The following is a 19752-nucleotide window of genomic DNA, read 5'->3' on the forward strand; positions in this document are numbered from 1 at the left end:
GGAGGGAAGCGACATGGCGGTTCATCCCAATCTCGACCCGGAGCTGAGGGCGGCACTCGACCAGATGGTCATGCCGTCGACGGATCTCAGCGACCCGGCCCTCGATCTCAGCGGGCACCGGGCGCAGATCAACGCCATGCTCGCGGCCGCCCCCAGGCCGGACACCGAGGTCGTCATCGAGGACCGGTACGTGCCGGGGCCCGAAGGCGCGCCCGACATACGGCTGCGGATCTACCGGAAGCCGGGGACGGACACCGGCCGGCCTGGCCTGTACTGGATCCACGGCGGCGGCATGATCGTCGGCACGCCGGACATGGACGACCTCATGATGATCGGGTTCGCCGAGCAGCTCGGCGTCGTGATCGTCTCCGTGGACTACCGGCTCGCACCCGACAACCCGCATCCGGCGCCGGTCGAGGACTGCTATGCCGGACTGGTGTGGACCGCCAAGAACACCGGCGACCTCGGCATCGACCCGGCCCGGCTGGCCGTGGGCGGGGCGAGCGCGGGTGGCGGGCTCGCGGGGGCCACCGTGCTGCTGGCCCGTGACCGGGGCGGCCCCGACATCTCGTTCCAACTGCTGGTCTGCCCGATGCTCGACGACCGCAACATCACGCCGTCCAGCCACGAGTTCGCCGAGGCGGTGGTCTGGAACCGGGCCGCGAACCTGTTCGGATGGAAGGCCCTGCTCGGTGACAAGGCCGGGACCGAGGACGTCTCTCCCTATGCCGCTCCGGCGCGGGCCACGGACCTGTCCGGGCTGCCGCCGACGTTCGTGGACGTGGGCGAGCTGGAGGTGTTCAGGGATGAGTGCATCGACTATGTGCAGCGGCTAGTGCAGGCCGGGGTGTCAACGGAGTTCCACCTCTACCCGGGGGCCTTCCATGGGTCTGACGGGCTGATTCCGGACACGGAGCTGAGCAGGCGGGCGCGGGCGGCTCGGCTGGCGGCGCTCCAGCGGGCGTACCGGCAGGACGGCTCGCAGGGCGGCTGAGCGCTGGGCGGCGTTCCGTTCGGACGGTTCATAGTACGGCTGAGCGCGGAGCGGCGTTCCGTTCGGACGGTTCCTAGAACGGCTGAGCGCTGGGCGGCTACGGAGTCGAGGTCGGGCGTCGGTGGAGTTTCAGGTCGGAGGGCAGGCCATGGCGGGCACGGTAACCCGCCGCGCCGATCTGGTGCTTGGCGACCGCGTGCGCGGCCAGGCCGCGGGTCCATGTGCCGCACTCCAGGCACACGAGCTGGCCGTCGCGTTCGGGCTGTCGGCCGTACGGGACCGCCGCCAGCTCGGCCGCCGACAGCGGGGGATGGGGGCGCGGCGTCCTGGGCACGAAGCCGACCGGCCGCGCCCCTTTCGGCGGGGTGAAGCCGTGTCGGTGACGTAGCTCACGGGTCTTGCGCTGGGTGACGCCCAGCAGTTCGGCCAGGTCGGTGCCGTTCCAGCCGGCGGTGGCGGTGAGCAGGTCGCTGAGCGAGGCGTACCCGAGCTCACGGGCCCGTGTCTCATGCGGATCGATGCCGTGCCGGGTCAGGTAGTCGGCCATCTTGACGCCGTGCATCACCGACACGTGCTGGACCAGGGTCTTGAACCAGCGCCCGCACTCCAGGCACAGCAGGTGACCGTTGCGGGTGGGCTGCGTGCCGTGCGGTACGGCCGCGAGCTCGTCGGCCGGGATCGCCGGGAGCAGCGCCGGATTTTTCACGACATAGTCCTTGGCCCAGCGGCCGGGCGCCTCGAATCCCAGCCGCCGTCGCAGCTTGTAGACCCGGCCCTTCGAGATGCCCAGCATGGAGGCGATCTCCTGGTTGGTCAGCTCCGGGTGGCGGGTGAAGAGCTGCTCGATGCTGACGTACCCCGCCGCCCGGCACCGCTCGGCGACCTCGGCCGCGAGCTTGGCCTTGCGGGCCGCGGTCCCCAGATGGCCGTATTTGACCACGGTTCCGCCGGTGCGGCGCGCGGCCCGTACGCCCGCGCGGGTCAGAGAGTCGCGCCCGGCCGCCTTCGACAGCTCGGCCAGCTCTTCCCGGGAGCGTTTGGGGCGCAGCCGGGCCCGGAACTCCAGGTCGGTGTCCCATTTGGCGCGCTGCGCCTGCCTGCGGACCGCCTTGACCGGGGTGGAGTGCAGGCCGAAGCCTCGGGGCAGTTCGTGGTCGCGCCGGTAGTCATCGGCAGACATGTCGTGTTTTGCCACGACGTGCTGGCCGAGCTGCTTGAACCACAGGCCGCATTCCAGGCAGAGGAGTTTGCCTTCGGACTCCGGCTGTACGCCCGGCGGGATGTCGGTGGGCTTGCCGGGCGGGATCCAGTGTCCTGGCCGGCCGTTCTGGTTCTTGGTCACTGGGTCCCACTTCTGAAGATCATCCAGTTTCGCCATTGGCGCGCAGCCGTACAAGGGCCAAAGCCAGGTGGGCGCGGAGCCGTCCGGCGGAGTCGGCGAGGGAGAAGCCCAGGGCCGATTCCGCCCGTGCGATCCGTACGGCCATCGAGCTGTGGTGCAGGTGCAGGACAGTGGCGGCCCGGCGTACCGAGCCCTCGGCACAGAGCGCCCGCACGGCCGTGCGGCCCTCGCCGCCGAGCCGCTCCATCGACCGCACGTCGGCCAGCTCGGCGATCGCCGCGTCCGGCACGTCGGCGTAGAGGGCCAGCGCGCCCAGCTCGGTCCAGCGCACCACGCGGTCCTGTGGGCCGGTGAAGCGCAGCGCCGTACGCGCGCCCGCCCACGACTCGGCCACCCGCGAACCGGGCAGCTCGGGGCCGATGCCGACCCGCGCCGAGTCGGGCAGGCGTGGCAGCGCGGCGGCCACCAGCACCGCCTCCGTGTCGCCGATCCGAGCCGCGCGTACGTGGTGCCCCATCGTGCGCATTCCGGGCACCAGGGCGAAGCCCTCGTCCGCGGGGACCGCGATGGCCAGCGCCTGCAACGGCGTCGCGGGATCGAACCCCAGCAGCCGCAGCGCCCGCGCCCGCTCCGCCTCACCGGTCTCCGCCGACAGCGCCAGCTCCACCAGCGCCGGGTCCCTGCCCTCCCGGGCCAGCGCGGCGGCGCGCTCCAGCGTGACCTCCGCCGCGGCCGCGAACCGTTCGAGGACGATCTCGTCCAGCCCGTGCGGGGTGCCCTCGCGCTCCATCCAGACCGCGCCGAGGCCCGCAGCCAGTTCCCTGAGCGAGGCAAGTCCTGCGGCTAGTTCCCTGACCGTGCCCGGCTGGTCGGGGTGGTCGATGTGGTCGACCTGACCGCCGGGGTGCCTGCGGGTGGCCCTGCCGGTGGCCGCGTCGAGCAGCCCCACTGGGCACTGGGTCAGGTGGGCGGTCGCCGAGAGCAGCACCGGGACGCTCACGTGGTCGCGCACCAGCGAGTCGAAATAGGCGATGACGCGCACGGCGCTCTCCGCGTCGGTGTCCAGTGTCGACAGGCGGAGCAGCAGTCCTTGCACCGCTTCAGGGTATGTCCGATTACCGCCATCTGGCGACGCGACCAAGCGTGCGCTAGGTTGGTCTTTGTGGATCTCGACTTCTCCGCGGCCGAGCAGGATTTCCGTGCCGAGGTTCGCGACTGGCTGGCCCGGCACGTACCCGGTGGGCTGCCGTCGATGGACACTCCCGAGGGTTTCGAGGCGCATCGCGCGTGGGAGGCGCTGCTCGCCTCCGCCCGGCTGTCCGCCGTCTCCTGGCCGGAGGAGTACGGCGGGCGGAACGCCTCACTGATCGAGTGGCTGATCTTCGAGGAGGAGTACTGGGCCGTGGGCGCCCCCGGCCGGGTCACCCAGAACGGGATCTTCCTGCTGGCCCCGACCCTGATGGCGTACGGCACGGAGGAACAGCGACGGCGCTGGCTCCCCGGGATGGCCCGCGCCGACGAGGTCTGGGCACAGGCATGGTCCGAGCCGGAGGCGGGGAGCGACCTGGCCGCGCTGAAGTCCCGCGCGACTCGGGTGGAGGGCGGTTGGCGGCTGTACGGGCAGAAGACGTGGAGCTCCCGCGCCTCTTACGCCTCACATGGGTTCGGCCTCTTCCGTACCTCGGAGGAGGGTCGGCACCGGGGGCTGACGTACTTCATGTTCCCGCTTGACCTCGACCTCGGCGAAGTGACGGTCCGGCCGATCGCGCAGCTCGACGGGCTGCCGGGGTTCGCCGAGCTGTTCTTCGACGGGGTCTTCGTGCCTGACTCGATGGTGCTCGGCGCGCCAGGGGAGGGGTGGCGGATCGCGATGGCTACGACCTCGTCCGAACGCGGTCTGGCCTTGCGCAGCCCCGGCCGCTTCCTGGCCACCGCCGACCGGCTCGTCCACCTGGCCCGCGACGCGGGTCCCGAACTCGCCGACCGGGCGGTCCGCTGCTGGACCGATGCCGAGGCGTACCGCCTGCACACCTTCGCCACCGCCCGCAGGCTCATGTCGGGTGCCGAGATCGGGTCCGCGTCCAGCATGGGCAAGGTCTTCTGGTCCGAGCTGGACCTGCGGATGCACACCCTGGCCATGGAGCTGCTCGGCGAGCGGGCGGGGGAGACGCCGTGGCTCGACGGGTTCCTGTTCGCGCTGGCGGGGCCCATCTATGCGGGCACGAACGAGATCCAGCGCAACATCATCGCCGAACGAGTCCTGGGGCTGCCTCGATGAGAACTCCAGTTCCACGAACTCTGGCTCGACGAACGGCGGCTCCATGAACTTCGCCTTCACCGATGAGCAACTGGCCCTGGCGGCGACCGTACGGGATGTGCTGCGCGCCCACTGCCCGCCCGCCGCACTGCGCTCCGAACGCCGCCCGGCCTGGGAGCAGCTGGCCGAAATCGGGTTCTTCGGACTGCTCCTGCCCCCGGACGCCGACGGGCTCGGGCTCATGCTGGTGGACGCGCTCCCCGCGCTGGAGGAGACCGGTCGGGCCTGCCTGCCCGGACCGATCGTGGAGACCGCCGTGGCGGCGCCGTACCTGCTGGACGACATTCCCAAGCTCGCCTCCGGGTCGGTCTGCGTGAGCGTGCTGCTGCCCGGCCAGACGTACGCTCCTGACGCCGACCTGGCCGACCTGCTCGTGGTCGCGCGCGCCGACGGCCTGCACCTGGTCACCAAGGAGTCCGTACGGCTGGCGGCCCGGCCTGGTGCCGACCCGTGCCGGAAGCTGTTCGATGTCTCCTTCGACGACTCCGTACCGCTGGACCGCTCGTACGTCCCCGCCCTACGCCGGGCGACCGTGGCGACGGCGGCGCAGCTCATCGGGGTGGGCAGGCAGCTGCTGGCGACCGCCGTGGCGCATGCCCAGGTCAGGACCCAGTTCGGGGCGGCCATCGGGTCGTTCCAGGCGGTCAAGCACCAGCTGGCCGACGTGGCCATCGCCCTGGACTTCGCCGCCCCCCTCGTCCACCGCGCGGCGCTGTCAGTGGACGAGCCGGTGCTCTCGGCGGACCGGCAGGCGGACGCTCCGTCGGCGGCGCGGCCGGGACGCGAGCCTGATCATCCGGTGACGAGCGTGGACCGGGACGTCAGCGCCGCCAAGGCCGCGGCGGGCGAGGCGGCCGCGCTGGCGGCCCGGGTGGCGCTCCAGGTGCACGGCGCGATCGGCTACACCGACGAGCTGGACCTGCGGTTCTGGCTGGCGCGGGCGTGGTCGCTGTCGGCCGCCTACGGTGGCTCCGCCGTACACCGGGCCCGTGTGCGAGAGTCGTTGATCGGCGGCGATCTGAGGCGGTACCCGTGAGGTACGGCGTCCCGCTCGGCCTCATCCACCCGGCCGCGTGGAAGGACGTGGCGGTGGCCGCTGACGAGCTGGGCTTCGAGTCCGTGTGGCTGCCCGAGCACCTCGTCTTCAGCACCGACCTGTCGCTGGCCCTCTACCCGGGCACCTCGGAGCCGGGCATCAAGCCGGGCACGCCGCTGTTCGACGCGCCCGCGTACCTGTGCTGGCTGGCCGCGCTGACCTCCCGGATCAGGCTCGGCACGGCCGTACACCTCTTCGCGCTGCGCCATCCGTTCGTCTCGGCCCGCGCCTTCGCCACGCTCGACGTGGTGTCGTCAGGCCGGGCGATATGCGGAGTAGGGGCGGGTTGGTACCAGGGGGAATGGGACGCGGCCGGCATCCCCTTCGCTTCGCGCGGGGCCCGGCTGGACGAGGCGATCGAGGTGGCCAGGCGGCTGTGGAGTGAGCCGGTGGTCACGCATTCGGGGCGGTTCTACTCCTTCCCAGAGGTGGCGTTCGAGCCCAAGCCCGTACAGCACCGGCTGCCGATCCTGTGCGGCGGCGAGTCGCCGGCCGCCCTGCGCCGGGCGGCGACGCTGTGTGACGGCTGGATCAGCATGCCGCACACCCTGGAGTCGATCAGGCCGCAGCTGTCCCAGTTGGCGGCGCTGCGGGAGGAGCGGCGTTGCTCGGTGACGGCGCACGCGTACTCGCTGGCGTCGCCGGAGGAGGTGGCGGACTGGGCGGAGCTGGGGGTGGACCGGTTGATCGTCCGCCCGTGGAAGCGCAGCCGCGACGCCGTCGCCAGCCTGGCCGCGTTCGCGGCCGAATACGGCGTCACATCGCGTTAGTGGTTCGAAGGGGTTCCGAGCCTGAGTCGCCCGACAAGGAATTGCCGCCGCCCGGCAGATCGCCAGGCAACGCGCGGATTAGGATCACGCCGTATGGGACCTGTGGCCGGTACGCGCGGTGTTCTCTACCTCATGGCGTGCGCAGCACCTGCGGCAGCCGATCTGCATCACCTGGTTCCGCGGGCCCAGGCGGCCGGCTGGCAGGTGCATGTCGTAACGACACCGATGGGTGAGCGTTTCCTCAACGTTCCGGAATTGGAGCGGCTGACCGGTGATCGGGTGCGCAGCACGTACAGGATGCCGGAGGAGCCGAAGGGCCTGCCTCCCGCAGACGCCGTGATCGTCGCTCCGGCCACCTTCAACACGATTAACAAGTGGGCGGCTGGGATCGCCGACACGTTCGCGGTCGGTCTGCTCTGCGAAGTAATGGGCTTCGGCGTGCCGATCCTGGCCGTACCGCTGCTCAAGGCGGCGCTCGCCCGGCACGTGGCCTTTGTCCGCAACCTCGCCTGCCTTGAAGAGATGGGCGTGCGGATCCTGTTCGATCCCGACGCTCCGCCGGAGTCCCGCATGCCATCCTGGGAACGCATCATGCAGGAGCTGCACACCGTGGTCGGGGAGAGACAAGCGCGGGAGTGATGTTCATGGGCGTCCGGCAGGAGATCGGCGAACGTATCGCCCGCGCCCGCCGTCGGCGGGGTCTGTCTCAAGCCGTCCTGTCCGGCCTGGTCGGCCGCTCTGAGAGCTGGCTTAGCCAGGTGGAACGAGGGGAACGCTCGGTAGACAACCACACCGTGATCAACGCTCTCGCCGAGATCCTGGGCCTGCCCGTCGACGAACTCACCGCGAAGAAGAGCACCGCCATGATGCGCTACCAGGCCGCCCCCGGCATTCGGCGGGCCATGATGGGCTACGACGGTTTGTCCGCGTCCATCGACTCCCGCCTCGCTGAAGGATCGGTGGAGTCCCTCGTCTGGCTCCAGCATGAGATCCGCAGGGTGAACGGGCTATATCAGGCGACGCGCTATGACGAGGTCGGTCGAAGGTTGCCGCGCCTGATCGTGGCGACGGAGCTGGGCAGCCGTCACGCGCCCGCAGGCGCGCGACGGGCTTATCAGACGCTCCGGTCACTTACGTACCACTGCACCACGACCACGCTTCGGCGGGTGGGCGAGCCTGAGCTGGCGTGGGTGGCGGCGGATCGCTCTCTCGCCGCCGCGGAGGAGGCCGACCGGCCGCTGCTGGTGGCCGTGAGCGCATACCGGCTCGGGTACGTCCTGATCAGGCTGCGGGAGACAGAGCGGGCGCTGCGAATGGTCCTTGAGGCGGCTGACTCATTGCGCCGGAGTCCACGATCCCTGCCCGTGCTCGGCGCGCTCTACCTGGTCGCCGTAACGGCCGCTGCGGCAGCCTACGACCGGGCCGCTGTCCTGGGCTTCCTCGCTCAGGCAAGGCAGGCAGCCGAGACGATCGGCGAGGATCGCAACGACTTCTGGACGGCCTTCGGTATGACGAACGTGGCCATCCATGAGGTGTCGGCAGCCATCGAATTCGGTGACGTACGGCGAGCGATCAGCACGGGTGAGTCCCTGAACCTGTCGGCGCTGGCAACCGGCCTCGTCGGGCGACGGGCTCAGGTGCATCTGGACCTTGCGCGGGCGTACGCGGTCCAGCGTAAGGACGCCGCATCGGTGAACATGCTCCTTCAAGCGGAACGGCTCTCGCCCGAGCTTGTGCGGTACGGCGGGCGTCCTCGCGAACTGCTGACCCAGCTTCTCAAGCGTGAGCACCAGGCGAGCACGCCTGAGCTCCGGCCGCTGGCACACCGCGCCGGCATCGTCTGACCCGCACTTCTCTGCGGGTTTTTGACCTTCACGGCGCTGCGGGCTGTCCTGATCGGCCCTGCCTATGGTTCCTGCTGACCCGATCCCCCGGCGTCAGGAGGCACTACCCATGAGCGTTCCCGCCGAGTATGAGCAGGCGACTTCTCTTCCCGCCTTGGCCGCCGAAAACCTCCGGATGGCCCTAAAGGATCACGGCATCGCCGCTGATGTCCATGACGGGTATGGGCTCGCACTGGTTTCGGTCTGGGTCGGGTTGGTGGTGTGGTGTGACTCCAACCGGTACTGGTGGCGCGCGGGCTGGGACGCAGAGAGGAAGAGCGTCGTCTACGCCTGGCACCCGGCCCTGGAGCCTGAGCGAGCTGCCCGCCGCATCGCCTTCCGTTACGCGATCCTTCGGCGGTCGGACTCGCTGTCGGAGGTGATCACGGATCTTGCCGCCGCCAACGGTACGGCGGGTGCGTTCCCGCGATGAACGAGCCTCGGTCGGTGGTCGGAAGTAGAGCGAAGGTCGTCGATCTGCTGCACAGTCCGGCGCGAACTCGTTCCTACTCAAGGTGGCTGCTCAGCCGGTGTGGTCTCATCAGGGCTCTGATGCGATACGGCTCCGTCGCCCTGCTCGAACTCGACGGTGAGGCACACCAGCTGCCCGCTGGCGCGCGGCGTTGGCCGGTGCATCTGGACGATCTGCTCATTGAGCCTGCTGCGCAGACCTCTCGTCAGGCGGGCAGCTTGTACACCATGGGTATCTCAGCTGTTGATGGCGCGATGGTTCTGCACGCGGTGCTGGGGCTGGATGAGCGCAAGGCCCTGTGCGGGGTGCAGGTCCGCCCACTGCCGATATGCGGCTGGTCCCTGTCCTTCGTGTCTACGGCCCGGCGAGCCTGCCCAGGCTGCCTCCGTCTAACAGCAGAACGCAATGACGAGGAGTTGGGGCTTACTCCGCTTTCACCACCTGGCCAAGGCCGCCGTCGCTTGGCTCGCCACTTCCGGATGGGGGTCCTGGGCCAGGTTCTCCAGAATGCCGAGGGGCGTGGTCGGACAGGTGGCTAGCCACCACCTGACATTGACCGATCGATCGTTGGCCAGCAAGCGGAGCTCCTCTTCTTCCAGTTCCACGAACTTCAAGAGGTTTGCCCGTACCAGCGCGGCCGGATCACGTGCCAGAGAGTGCCGTTGCTCGTGCGTCGTCTTCGGGTTCTGTGCCGCACCAGCGCGGACTTTGGGGTTTGGATGGGCGGCCAGCGTGCTGAGCACATCGGGAAGAGTGGTGTGTGCCGCGAGGCTCTCCTTGATCTCAGGCGAGTCGTCCATGAGAAGGCGGGCAATTTCTGGCTCAAGTTCATCGGATTCGGCCAGGAGCCGACGGAGCGTGCTGTCCTGGGATGCGGTGATCGCTCTTCTCACGCTGATGTCTGTTCGGGGGTGGGACGGTATCGCCCAGCGAACGGATTCATGGGGATCGTTGACGAGTTCGCGGAGGACGTCAGCTGAGCAGTGTGGGTTCGCGACGACGGCTTGGCGTGTCTTCAGATCGGGGTCGCCGCCTAAGGTTCGGAGCAGGTCGGCAACCTCCGGACCCTCCCACGCGGCGACAGTTCGCCGCACGGCCGATGCTTCATCGGCAACCAGAAATTCAAGTATGTCCCGGCTGGCATCAGGGGACCGCGCTGCGGTCACGCGGGACTTCACGCGCTTGTCCTTGGCGAGCTTCCACAGCATTTCCGTGTTAGTGCGTTCGCCGCTTTCCGGGTACATCGCTACTTCCGGCCTTTGTTGGTTGTGACTCTATGATGCACTGCTCGTGGGCGAGCGGCGGCGGCACGAGGTCCGCCGCCGTCGCTAGGTCAGTCGCAGTGGACGGTCGAGGCGGTATATGTTCCGTTTGGACCGGTCACCGTGACGGTCATGGTGTAGCAGACAACCTCGCTGGCGATGCTCTTGAGCTTCATCCAGAAATCGGAATCACCGTTCCCGCCGCTCCACGGCATGGCTTCGACGCCTCCCGGATATTGGGTCCAGCCACCGCCGCCTCCGGGGGAGATGGGGACAAAGCGCGGCATGTCCCTTGGGTCGCACACCGCGCCCTGAGACATCAGCCTCATGCCCTTCTTGGCGCGGTTGCCGACCTGCTTCGCCCATTTCGAGTTCTGCATTTGTATCGAGGCGGCGAGGAAGTTGCCGGACTTCACGGCATTGATCACTCCCGTGAACTGCCCGAAGCGTGTGGGGCCGAGGTTGTACATCATGTCGATCAGTACGACCTGCCTCGCCGACGACAGCGAGTTGAAGTTGTCGATCACCCGGCCGACGTTCGCGACGGCGGCGCGGTAGTCGCCCTTGAACAGGGTGATGATCTGCAGCGGGGTCAGGTCCTGGGTTCCGGCACGCACCGCGGCGTAGTTGGCGCCGACGGCCGTCAGCAGGGCTTCGGTGTCGGAGCGGTCGAGGTTGAAGCCCACACCCACCGTGGGGTGCGGGGGGACGGCGCTGTCGAGGTAGACGTGCGTGTCTCCGTACAGCCCGTTTCGGCTCTCGTTCTCCGCTACGTAAGCCTCCATCTGCTCGGGCGTCAGCTGCGGCTCCTGGCTCGGATCTTGGTCGGGGTCGTCCGGGATGCCGCCGGGGCCGCTGCCGCCGGGGCCGCCACCGGTGCTGGTGGAGCAGGGGCCGTCGGCGAAGGCGGGGGCCGCGGCGACCGTGATCGTGGTGAGGGTGGAGAGGAGGAGGGAGGTGGTGGCGAGTACGGTCGCGAGGAGTTGTCGGCGCGGAGCTCTGCGAGGGGTCATGAGACCTCCTGGTCCGGGCGGGGGGTGACCAGCTCATGATCACCGCGCGGAGCTGTTCATGAATATCCCAGGAATCTGGGATATTCCGGGCGCCCGGTTAGGCTGCCGCCGTGATCTCGCGCAGGACAGCAGAGCGCCAGGTGATCTCCGATTTACGGGACCTGGCCGGGGCGGAATTGACCGCGGCGCAGGTGTTCCGGCAGGCCGATCCGGTGCTGCGGGACGCGCTCGGATTCGACGCCGTGTGCTGGCATACGACCGATCCCGCGACGGGCCTGGTCAACTCGGTGCTCACCGAGGACCTGAGGCTGGACGATTTCCACCAGGCGGTGCAGCTGGAGATCTGGGGCGACGACACCGCGCGGTTCCCCGAGATCCGGCTCAGCGGCCGAGGCGCCGACACGCTCAGCCGCGCCACCGGCGGGGTCCTGCGGCGCAGCCTGCGTTTCCGGGAGCAGATCGCGCCGGCGGGCTTCGGCGATGAGCTCCGCGCCGTCTTCGACGCCGGAGGCGTGATGTGGGGCTGCGCGGCGTTCATGCGCGCTCCTGACCGGGGTCCGTACCGGCCCGGTGAGCTGGCGCTGGCCCAGCGCGCGGCCCGGTACCTGGGTGTCGCCCTGCAGCGCAGCCAGCTGCTGCGGTCGCCTGCTCCGCCGGCGCCGATGCCGCCCGCCGTGGTGCTGCTCGGGCCGGACAATCACCTGGTCAGCGCCGACGAGCGGGCCGAGCGGCTGCTGGGTGAGTTCATCGATGACTCGGCCTCGATCTTCACCGTGCCGACGTCGTTCGTCATGGTGGCCGAGCAGGCCAGGGGAGCGGCGGCCAGCGGCCGTACTCCTCCTCCGCTTCGGGTACGTGGCCGCGATGGCACCTGGTTCGTGCTGCACGCCTCGCTGATGGGCGGCAAGGCGGACGGGGCCTCGGCGGTGGTGATCGCCCCGGCCTCGCCCGCCGACATCATGCCAGTGGTGTTCGCCTCGTACGGACTCACCCCCCGCGAGCGCGAGGTCGCCGTGCGCGTCGTCCAGGGCCGAGCTACCGAGGACATCGCGCGGGCCCTGTGCACCACGGCCCTGACCGTGCAGGACCATCTCAAATCGATCTTCACCAAGGCGGGTGTCCGTAGCCGGCGCGAGTTCGTCGCTCAGCTTCTCACGGCCCATCCCCCGGAGGTGTGGACCTGACGGGCGTCCCGTCCCTGGGGGCGGTCAGGCGCGGTGGCGGCCCCTGCGGGAGCCCGGCTTACGGGATTCTCGCGCCTCGACGACGGTGCTGCCTTGCGTGTGTGCGGCCGTCTGCAGACGGTCGTCCTCGGTACGCCTGGCCGCCCAGAGGAGGTCGTTCGCCGCGCGCTCGTCGTCGCCTCCCACAGCCAGGGAGGTGGATGTCACGGTCTCGTGGTTTCGGTGGCGGCGGCCATGGAGGGTGGGGTCGAAAGGCTCGGTGCCGAACAGTTCGAGATGGGACGGGGCGGCCAGCGGAGAGCGGTGGCGGCGGCCGTGCGGCGAGGAGTCCTGAGCGAACCCCTCGGTGGGGTGAGGAGCGGGGGAGCGGTGGCGTCGGCCGCGCAGCGGGCCCTCGGACGTGAAGGGGGCCGGTTCCTCGATCGGGTGCCCGCTGCGGCGACGTCGGCCGTAGTAGCCGCCCGTCTGAGAGCTGTGCGTCTCGCCGGGAGCGGGCCAGGGCTCGGTCGCCCTTGTGTACGGCGTGCGCCCGCCGGGGTGCTGCGACGCGGCACTGACACGTCGTGCGGTGGCACTGGAACGGGCGCCGGGGTGTTGTCCAGCGCGGGACGTGGGGTGGTGTGGGGTGGCGGCGCGGCGGGTGGAAGGGGTGAAAGCGTCGAACGTCGCCGTCGTCTCCCAAACAGGGGAGAAGGCGTCGAATGGCGCCGTCGTCTCCTGAACGGAAGAGAAGGCGTCGAATGTCGTCGTCGCCTCTGGGATGGGGATCGAGGCAATGGACAACAACGCGGCGATCGGCTCGACCGGCTCCAGGCGGTTCGCTGCCGGCGCCAAAAGCTCGGCCGGCTCTAGGTGGACCGCTGCCGGCACCGAAAGCTCGGCCGGGACGGTCGATCCCACCAGCTCCAGGTGGGTCGTCGCCGGGATGATGACGTCCGTGGACGGCGTGGTGACGTCCGTGGACGTGCTGGCGCCTACCAGCACAGGGGCCGCGTCGGTGCGGGGCTTGCGACGGTGGCGATGGCGGGTGGCCGGGCCAGTGGAGCGTGCGGCCGGGGCGGCGACAGCGGCCGCGCGGACCGAGCGTACACGCAGCTGCCGGGTCTTGGCGACGGCGAGGACCGCGAGGGCGGCCACCAGCGCGGAGCCGATCAGCGCGGGAGACGAGAGAGTGGGCACCGGTGCGTTGGACGACGCGTCGACGATGGTGGGAAGGGGGGCAGGGTTGCTGGTGACCGCGTTGGTGTCGGCGGTGGCCGGCTTGGCGTGCTTGCCCTTCTTGGGTGCCTGCTCGGCGGCCTTCGTGGTGGCCGCGGGCGACGACTTGCGGGTGGCCGCGGGGGTGGGGGCGGCAGCCTGCTGGGGAGTGTCCGCGCCCGTGGCCTGCTTGGGGCGGGCGACCAGCGGGGCCCCGCCCTGCCCGATACGGGGGATCATGCCGACGAGCGGGGTGCCGTCGGGGAGCTGGAGCTGGCCCACGTCGGTCGTGGAGGTGGACGCCTGGTCGTCAGCCCGGTGCTGCGCGTCCCACTCGCCCTCGACCTGGTTCTTGGCGGCCTCGCTCTCCAGGCGGGTCTTGATCTTCTCCGGGTAGCCGTAGCCGACGACCTTGCTGGTGTCACGTTCCTTGCGCTTGGCGACGCCGCCGTCGATGTTGCCCTCGATCGTGAAGATCTTGTCGCCCTCGACCTTGGTCACCAGGCCGACATGGTCGATGGCGTCGATGTCGTTCGAGCCGCTCCAGTCGTAGAAGACCAAGGCGCCGGGCTTGGGCTTGTGGCCCCAGGCGCCCTGTTCCTTGAACCACTCGGCGTGCTGCACGGTCCAGGCGAACTGGCCGATCCAGTCCTGGTAGCCGAGCTTGTGAGCGGCCCACGACAGGTACATGTCACACCAAGGGGCGGAGGTGTAGTCGGCGTCGAACTCGACGTTCTTGCCGTACCAATGGCCGAACTTGGTGTACTCGTCGGCCTTCTCGGAGTAGCCGAGCTGGCTCTCGAGCAGGTCGATGTACTTCTTCATCTCAGGCGTCATTGACGTGCGAGGGAACCTTCCGGGCAAGACCGGGTTTACCCACACAGCCCTGGGTAGGGGGACACATGTGGCAAAACCGGCGGCCTGTCGTCTTCCGTGCTGAAGGAGGCTACCGTGACGTAAGGGCAGGTCAGGTACGGGTCAACGGAGCTCCAAGAGGTCATGCGACCCTAAACCGCAGGTCAAAAGCTTGCCAGAAATGTCCCAAAGAAGACTGGTTGATAGTAAAAGATCTACCTTTGGGTGTCTAGAACGTGTTTTGGTAGAACCTGTTCTAAGATGCGGCCATGACGATCGACGTCGCCGCCGGCGAGTCCCGCACCGCCGCCCTGTGCGCCCTGGCGCAGCAGACCAGAGAACTGATGGACGCGGTGATAGGCACTGGCGTCGAGGAGGACGAGCTGGTGGCTGTGGCCGCCGAGCTCACCGCCCTGACCGAGCGGCTCGAAGCGACCGTCCGCGTGTCACCGCGGTCCTACGACATCGCGCCCGACGGCACCGTACGCCACCTGGGCAACGCCGCCATCGGCGCCGCGAACCCGTTCGCCGTGCCGCTGGTCGTGGAGCGGCTGGCGAGTGGCGGGGTGCGGGCGGAGGTGTCGTTCCGGCCGCTGCACGAGGGGCCGCCCGGCGCCGTGCACGGCGGGATCACCGCGATGGCCCTCGACCACCTGCTGGGGCAGGCGGTGGCCGTCGCCGGGCTGGCGGGCATGACGGGCACGCTGACCATCCGCTACCGGGCGCCCGTACCGTACGACCGGCCGGTGATCGTGACGGCGGAGCACACGCGTACGGAGGGGCGCAAGGCGTGGGCGGACGCCCGCGTGACGCTGCCGGACGGCACGCTGCTGGCCGAGGCGACAGGCATCTTCATCACCCCGACCGCCTGGCTGAACGGCCCCCCGATACCGACGGCCCCCGAAAGCGGCGGTCAATAGCCCGCGCCGGTCAGCAGTCCGCCGTCCACCGTGAACTCGCTGCCCGTGCAGTAGCTGGACCGGTCCGAGGCCAGGAACGCCACCACGTGCGACACTTCCACCGGCTTGGCGAAGCGCTTGATGACCATGCTGCGGAGGAACGCGTCCGCGTCCACCTCGCTCATGATCTCGGGATCCATGGCCATCGAGGTGTTGATCGCCCCGGGATGTACCGAGTTGACGCGGATCTTGTAGCGGGCCAGCTCGCGGGCGGCCGACTTGGTGACGCCCCGGATGGCGAACTTCGAGGCCGCGTACGCCGACAGCCCCTCGGCGCCGACGAAGCCCTCGATCGAGGAGATGTTCACGATCGAGCCGCGCCCGGCGGCCCGCATCGGCGCGATGGCGGACTTGACGCCGAGCCAGGTGCCCCTGAGGTTCACGTTGATCACGCGGTCGAACTCCTCGACCGCCATATCGGCGATACGCCGAAATTTAAGTATCCCGGCGTTGTTGACCAGGATGTCTAACCTCTCGTGCAGATCCGTCACGGTCGCGATCGCGCGGTCCCAGTCCTCTGGGGAGGTGACGTCGTGATGGACGAAGGTCGCGCCCGTCTCCTCGGCCAGCGCCTTGCCCTCTTCATCCAGTACGTCACCGAACACCACGCGCGCCCCCTCCGCCAGGAACAACCGCACATGCGCCTCGCCCATGCCGCGCGCCCCGCCGGTGATCAGTGCCACCTTGCCGTCAAGCAGTCCCATTGCGACCTCCCGCCGCGACGGCCACCGCGGCCGCCTCCATAGTTCGGTAGACGGGGATCCCGGCCGCCGCCACGATCGCCCTGACTTCGTCCTCGACACCGGGGGGCGCGCACTCGCCGTTCCTGGTGACCAGGGTGACTCTGGTCTCCGGGAGGGCGTCCTGTGCGGCCGCCAGCGCCCGCGCGTACTCGAACAGCGGCTCGGCCCGCGTCCCATAGGTGAAGAAGCTCTGTACGTTCACATGCGCCACCACATCCGGGTACGACCGGTGCCGCACGATCGCCTCGACGGCCCGCTGGACCAGGTCCGGCCCGCTCCGCGGGCCGACGGGCACCTCCAGCGGGTTGGCCAGGGATGACCCGGCCCCCAGCCCCAGCCCGCGCAACTCCCCGAGCGCCGAGTCCGGCAGCGGCCCGAGTGACACCCCGGCCCGGTCGAAGGCGTCGGCGGCCAGCACACTCGCCCCGCCACTCGGCCCGATCACCAGCGTTCCGCCACGCGACTCGAAACCCGTCTCGCCGACCGCCGCCTCGCCTTGGGGAATCCCCTGCGTGCCTCCGGAGCCCGTCTGGCCACCCGAGACCACGGCCCCGCCGTCCGGACCCGCCAACCGGGCGCCGTGTGCCTGGAAGAAGGCGAGGACGCCGATCAGGTCGTCCTGGGAGGTCACCAGCGTCGCCCCGGTCTGGTCGGCGAGCGCCTGCCAGATCCGCCCATCACTCACCAGCCCGCCGGTGTGCGAGGCCGCGGCCCGCTGCCCCTGCGCGCTGCGCCCGCCGACCAGCAGCACCACGGGCACCGGAGCGGCCGCCAGCGCCTCGTACAGCGCCCGCCCGTCACGCGGGTCCTCCAGGTAGAGCCCGACGGCCCGCGTCTCGGAGTCGGCCGACAGCCAGCGGAGCAGCTCGGCCGGGGTGACGTCGGCCGCGTTCCCCACGGTGGCCACCCGGCTGAAGGCCAGCCCACGGCGCTCGCCCACCTTGATCACCTCTCCGGCCAGCCCGCCGCTCTGCGAGATCAGCGCGACCGTCCCCGCCGGGCCCATCCCCCCGCCGACGAACGTCTGCCGCCCGCGCGGGCAGTACACGCCCATGCAATTGGGGCCGAGCAGTCGCGTCCCCGCCGCCCGCGCCGCCGCGACGAGCTCCCGCTCCAGTTCCGGCCGTCCCGCCTCGCCGAAGCCGCCGCTCATGACCTGCACGTACGGCACGCCGGACGCCTCACGTACGACCTGGGCACATCGCTCCGCGGGCACCGCCACCAGCGCGTAGTCCACGTCCGCCACGGCCAGGGACGGCACGGCGGGCACGCCGCTCACCTCCCGCGCCTCGGGATGCACCGCGACCAGGGGGATGCCGGCGGCCTTGTAGAACTCGAGGAACATGTTCCCGAAGTTCGGCCGCGTGGTGGAGGCCCCGGCCACGGCCACCGCCCTGGGCTCGAAGAGCGGCCCGAAGTCCGTGGGCTCACCGAGCACTCCGTCCTGACCGCCGTTCGAGACGTGGGCCGCCGGGAGATACCGCGCGTCCACCGCCACAACGCCCGACTCGGTAGCGATCACCGGATTGATCTCGAACTCGCCCAGTTCCAGCCGCTCCCACAACCCGCCAGACCCGCCGACCGTCATGAGCAGCTTCACCACCGCGTCGACGTCCACCCCTGGACGCCCGCGCAGCCCGTACAGCACCGGAGACCCGCGCAGCGAGCCCAGCATCCGCCGCGCGTCCCCCTCCGAGATCGGGCAGAGGCCCAGTGCCGTGTCCCGCAGCGTCTCGGTCCATACTCCGCCCAGCCCGGCGAGCAGCACGGGCCCGAAGCCCGGATCGTGGACCAGCCCGACGATCAGCTCCACGCCGCCGGGGGCCTGCTCTTCGACCAGAAACCCCTCGGCCGCCACGCCCGAGGCCAGCATCCTGGCGGCCTCGATCGGGACGTCGGCCCGGCTCAGCCCGAGCACCACGGCCCCGGCCTCGGACTTGTGCACGATCTCGGGCCCGTACGCCTTCAGCACCAGCGGCTCGCGCAACTCCGCGACCGGGGCGAAGTCCATGTCGCGCACCACCACGCCCCGCGGCACCGGTACCCCGGCCTCGCGCAGCAGTTCCTTGGCCTCGTGTTCGGCGACCACGGCTCAGGTCTCCAGCAGGTGGCCGTGCCGTTCTCTGATCTCCCTGCGTAAGAGCTTGCCGGGCCCGCCGGAGGCGTCCTCGAAGTGCGGCAGCGCGTCGGCCACCAGGATGTGGTCAGGTCGCTGGTGCGGCGCCAGGATGTCGTCCAGGGCCCGCGCGAGCTTGGCCGCGTCGAGCGAGTGCCCGGAACGCGCCACCACGGCCAGCAGGATCCGCTGCTCGGCCGCGTCCTGCCCGTCGACGTGCGCGGGCACCCCGACCGCCCCGGCCTCCGCCACGCCGTCGAGCGCGGCCGCGGCCTCCTCGACCGCGACCGGCTGGGTCCAGACGCCGCCTTTGAGAATCGCGTCCTCGCGCCGCCCGAGCACGCGCAGCACGCCGTCGGGGGAGACGGAGCCGAGGTCGCCGCCGACATACCATTCGCCGCGCAGCACCTCCGCCGTCTTGTCCGGCAGGCCGTCGTAGCCGGACATCCGGTGCGGCCCGGACAGGTTGATCTCGCCGACCTCGTCCACCACGCGCCGGCCCGACGGGTCGGTCACCCGGACGGCGTTGCCGGTGCGCGCCCGGCCGGACGAGCCGAGCGGCGTGGAGCCGTCGTCCACCCGGCCCATGCAGGTGTAGGGGGCCTCGGTCTGGCCGTAGTAGGAGTAGACGCCCGCGTCAGGGAGACGGTCCTTGATCCGGCCGAGCATGGTGGCCGTCAGCGGCTCGCCGCCCAGCATGATCACCCGGATGGACGACAGGTCCACCGCCTCGTGCTCCGACGAGCCCAGCAGCGCCGCGTAGAACGACGGGATCTGCGACACGTGGGTGACCCGCTCGCGCGGCACGACGCGCAGGAAGTTCGCCGGGCCCCAGTCCTGCTCCAGCACCAGCCGCATCCCGGCGTACAGGGCGGGCCCGACGATGGCCGGGAAGCCGATGCCCCAGATGATCGCACCCGTGCCGAACACCGCGTCGGGCCCGCGCGGCACGTCGAGCCAGATCTGCGCGGTCGCCAGCGACGAGGCGTGCGTGTGGACGACGGGCTTGGGCAGCCCGGTCGTCCCCGAGGTGTAGTAGAGCGCGAGTGGATCGTCGTGGAAGCCGCCGAGCGGCGGCTCCTCCTCCGAACCGTCCGTAAGGTCGGACGCGTTGATCCAGGTGGTGATGGCGGGCAGCGACGGCCTGATCTCCGCGACCACCCCCTCCACGGTCGAGTCGTACACGAACGCCGTGCACCCCGACTGCTCCACCACCGCGCGCAGCGTGTCGACCGGCCAGTACGGATTCAGCGCCGCCGTTACCGCGCCGATCTTGGCCTGCGCCAGGTACACCTCTGCCACGTGCAGCGTCTCGTTCAGCAGCGCGGCCACCCGCCGGCCCGGGGTGACGCCCGCCGCGAGCAGCGCGTGCGCGCGCCGGTTGACGGTCCTGTTCAGCTCGTCATAGGTGAAGCTCCGCTCGCCGCAGTAGGTGAGCGCCACCCGGTCGGGGGTGCTCATCGCCGCGGCGGTCAGGATCGCGTGGCCATAGTTGCCGTACGGTGATCGCGCCATCGGGGGGTGCCTCCGTCGTCAGAGGGGCGAATGC

17 protein-coding genes are annotated in these 19752 nt (G+C 70.2%); 9 read left to right on the top strand and 8 right to left on the bottom strand.

The genetic code is table 11. The features are described from left to right. Positions 1 to 13 precede the first annotated feature (13 nt). Positions 14 to 994, top strand: a complete 981-nt coding sequence (locus tag ACIBO2_RS38265; RefSeq protein ID WP_397303362.1) for an alpha/beta hydrolase — start codon at positions 14 to 16, stop codon at positions 992 to 994. Between the two features lie 97 nt (positions 995 to 1091). Here ACIBO2_RS38265 and ACIBO2_RS38270 read toward each other — a convergent pair whose 3' ends face one another. Together ACIBO2_RS38270 and ACIBO2_RS38275 are read right to left on the bottom strand one after the other, a co-directional pair. Next, complete coding sequence (locus ACIBO2_RS38270) at positions 1092 to 2336, bottom strand: MucR family transcriptional regulator (RefSeq protein ID WP_397303365.1); 1245 nt, start codon at positions 2334 to 2336, stop codon at positions 1092 to 1094. Positions 2337 to 2355: 19 nt separating this feature from the next. Further along, positions 2356 to 3432, bottom strand: coding sequence for a helix-turn-helix domain-containing protein (locus ACIBO2_RS38275; RefSeq protein WP_397303368.1), 1077 nt, complete (start codon positions 3430 to 3432; stop codon positions 2356 to 2358). Between the two features lie 66 nt (positions 3433 to 3498). Between ACIBO2_RS38275 and ACIBO2_RS38280 the strand changes: the two genes are divergently transcribed. From ACIBO2_RS38280 to ACIBO2_RS38305, 6 genes are all read left to right on the top strand, one after another. Further along, the gene (locus tag ACIBO2_RS38280) at positions 3499 to 4614 is read left to right on the top strand and encodes an acyl-CoA dehydrogenase family protein (RefSeq protein ID WP_358534983.1); all 1116 of its coding nucleotides are present in this window, start codon (positions 3499 to 3501) and stop codon (positions 4612 to 4614) included. A gap of 43 nt (positions 4615 to 4657) precedes the next feature. Beyond that, positions 4658 to 5689 (top strand): acyl-CoA dehydrogenase family protein, encoded by a 1032-nt coding sequence (locus tag ACIBO2_RS38285; RefSeq protein ID WP_358534985.1) that lies wholly within the window; start codon positions 4658 to 4660, stop codon positions 5687 to 5689. Beyond that, the gene (locus ACIBO2_RS38290) at positions 5686 to 6519 is read left to right on the top strand and encodes a TIGR03619 family F420-dependent LLM class oxidoreductase (protein WP_358534987.1); all 834 of its coding nucleotides are present in this window, start codon (positions 5686 to 5688) and stop codon (positions 6517 to 6519) included. Before ACIBO2_RS38285 ends, ACIBO2_RS38290 begins: the two co-directional genes overlap by 4 nt. 93 nt (positions 6520 to 6612) lie before the next feature. Next, complete coding sequence (locus ACIBO2_RS38295) at positions 6613 to 7158, top strand: flavoprotein (RefSeq protein WP_358534989.1); 546 nt, start codon at positions 6613 to 6615, stop codon at positions 7156 to 7158. 5 nt (positions 7159 to 7163) lie between these two features. Continuing rightward, a complete protein-coding gene (locus ACIBO2_RS38300; RefSeq protein ID WP_397303373.1) occupies positions 7164 to 8363 on the top strand; it encodes a helix-turn-helix domain-containing protein in 1200 nt (399 codons plus the stop codon). Positions 8364 to 8472: 109 nt separating this feature from the next. Then, positions 8473 to 8835, top strand: coding sequence for a hypothetical protein (locus ACIBO2_RS38305; RefSeq protein ID WP_358534993.1), 363 nt, complete (start codon positions 8473 to 8475; stop codon positions 8833 to 8835). Positions 8836 to 9308: 473 nt separating this feature from the next. Here ACIBO2_RS38305 and ACIBO2_RS38310 read toward each other — a convergent pair whose 3' ends face one another. Further along, entirely contained in the window at positions 9309 to 10118 is an 810-nt protein-coding gene (locus ACIBO2_RS38310) for a hypothetical protein (RefSeq protein WP_397303377.1), read from the bottom strand. Positions 10119 to 10207: 89 nt separating this feature from the next. Beyond that, the gene (locus ACIBO2_RS38315; RefSeq protein ID WP_397303380.1) at positions 10208 to 11149 is read right to left on the bottom strand and encodes a hypothetical protein; all 942 of its coding nucleotides are present in this window, start codon (positions 11147 to 11149) and stop codon (positions 10208 to 10210) included. A 110-nt stretch (positions 11150 to 11259) separates the two neighbouring features. On the opposite strand from ACIBO2_RS38315, the gene ACIBO2_RS38320 reads away from it, so the two are divergent. Next, positions 11260 to 12333, top strand: coding sequence for a LuxR C-terminal-related transcriptional regulator (locus ACIBO2_RS38320; protein ID WP_397303383.1), 1074 nt, complete (start codon positions 11260 to 11262; stop codon positions 12331 to 12333). Between the two features lie 24 nt (positions 12334 to 12357). Here ACIBO2_RS38320 and ACIBO2_RS38325 read toward each other — a convergent pair whose 3' ends face one another. After that, complete coding sequence (locus ACIBO2_RS38325; RefSeq protein ID WP_397303385.1) at positions 12358 to 14367, bottom strand: CHAP domain-containing protein; 2010 nt, start codon at positions 14365 to 14367, stop codon at positions 12358 to 12360. Positions 14368 to 14654: 287 nt separating this feature from the next. Here ACIBO2_RS38325 and ACIBO2_RS38330 point away from each other — a divergent pair, with 287 nt between their 5' ends. Further along, a complete protein-coding gene (locus ACIBO2_RS38330; protein WP_358535003.1) occupies positions 14655 to 15305 on the top strand; it encodes a PaaI family thioesterase in 651 nt (216 codons plus the stop codon). Here ACIBO2_RS38330 and ACIBO2_RS38335 read toward each other — a convergent pair. From ACIBO2_RS38335 to ACIBO2_RS38345, 3 genes are read right to left on the bottom strand one after another with little or no spacing between them, the layout of a single operon-like run. Next, positions 15299 to 16048 carry a glucose 1-dehydrogenase gene (locus ACIBO2_RS38335; protein WP_358535005.1) on the bottom strand — a complete coding sequence of 250 codons (750 nt, stop codon included), beginning with the start codon at positions 16046 to 16048 and terminating at the stop codon, positions 15299 to 15301. The genes ACIBO2_RS38330 and ACIBO2_RS38335 overlap by 7 nt on opposite strands. Further along, positions 16035 to 18176 (bottom strand): acetate--CoA ligase family protein, encoded by a 2142-nt coding sequence (locus ACIBO2_RS38340; protein WP_397303388.1) that lies wholly within the window; start codon positions 18174 to 18176, stop codon positions 16035 to 16037. The genes ACIBO2_RS38335 and ACIBO2_RS38340 overlap by 14 nt, the downstream gene beginning before the upstream one ends. A 3-nt stretch (positions 18177 to 18179) precedes the next feature. After that, positions 18180 to 19718, bottom strand: coding sequence for a class I adenylate-forming enzyme family protein (locus ACIBO2_RS38345; protein WP_358535009.1), 1539 nt, complete (start codon positions 19716 to 19718; stop codon positions 18180 to 18182). Positions 19719 to 19752: the final 34 nt, after the last annotated feature.

The organism is Nonomuraea sp. NPDC050022 (assembly GCF_044460705.1).
Classification (GTDB): Bacteria; Actinomycetota; Actinomycetes; order Streptosporangiales; family Streptosporangiaceae; genus Nonomuraea.

Bases quoted from the DNA above. Each gene is read 5' to 3' on its own strand.
- ACIBO2_RS38265 (WP_397303362.1), top strand. From the start codon at position 14: ATGGCGGTTCATCCCAATCTCGACCCGGAGCTGAGGGCGGCACTCGAC.
- ACIBO2_RS38285 (WP_358534985.1), top strand. From the start codon at position 4,658: ATGAACTTCGCCTTCACCGATGAGCAACTGGCCCTGGCGGCGACCGTA.
- ACIBO2_RS38295 (WP_358534989.1), top strand. From the start codon at position 6,613: ATGGGACCTGTGGCCGGTACGCGCGGTGTTCTCTACCTCATGGCGTGC.
- ACIBO2_RS38300 (WP_397303373.1), top strand. From the start codon at position 7,164: ATGGGCGTCCGGCAGGAGATCGGCGAACGTATCGCCCGCGCCCGCCGT.
- ACIBO2_RS38305 (WP_358534993.1), top strand. From the start codon at position 8,473: ATGAGCGTTCCCGCCGAGTATGAGCAGGCGACTTCTCTTCCCGCCTTG.
- ACIBO2_RS38310 (WP_397303377.1), bottom strand. From the start codon at position 10,118: ATGTACCCGGAAAGCGGCGAACGCACTAACACGGAAATGCTGTGGAAG.
- ACIBO2_RS38315 (WP_397303380.1), bottom strand. From the start codon at position 11,149: ATGACCCCTCGCAGAGCTCCGCGCCGACAACTCCTCGCGACCGTACTC.
- ACIBO2_RS38325 (WP_397303385.1), bottom strand. From the start codon at position 14,367: ATGACGCCTGAGATGAAGAAGTACATCGACCTGCTCGAGAGCCAGCTC.
- ACIBO2_RS38330 (WP_358535003.1), top strand. From the start codon at position 14,655: ATGACGATCGACGTCGCCGCCGGCGAGTCCCGCACCGCCGCCCTGTGC.
- ACIBO2_RS38335 (WP_358535005.1), bottom strand. From the start codon at position 16,048: ATGGGACTGCTTGACGGCAAGGTGGCACTGATCACCGGCGGGGCGCGC.
- ACIBO2_RS38345 (WP_358535009.1), bottom strand. From the start codon at position 19,718: ATGGCGCGATCACCGTACGGCAACTATGGCCACGCGATCCTGACCGCC.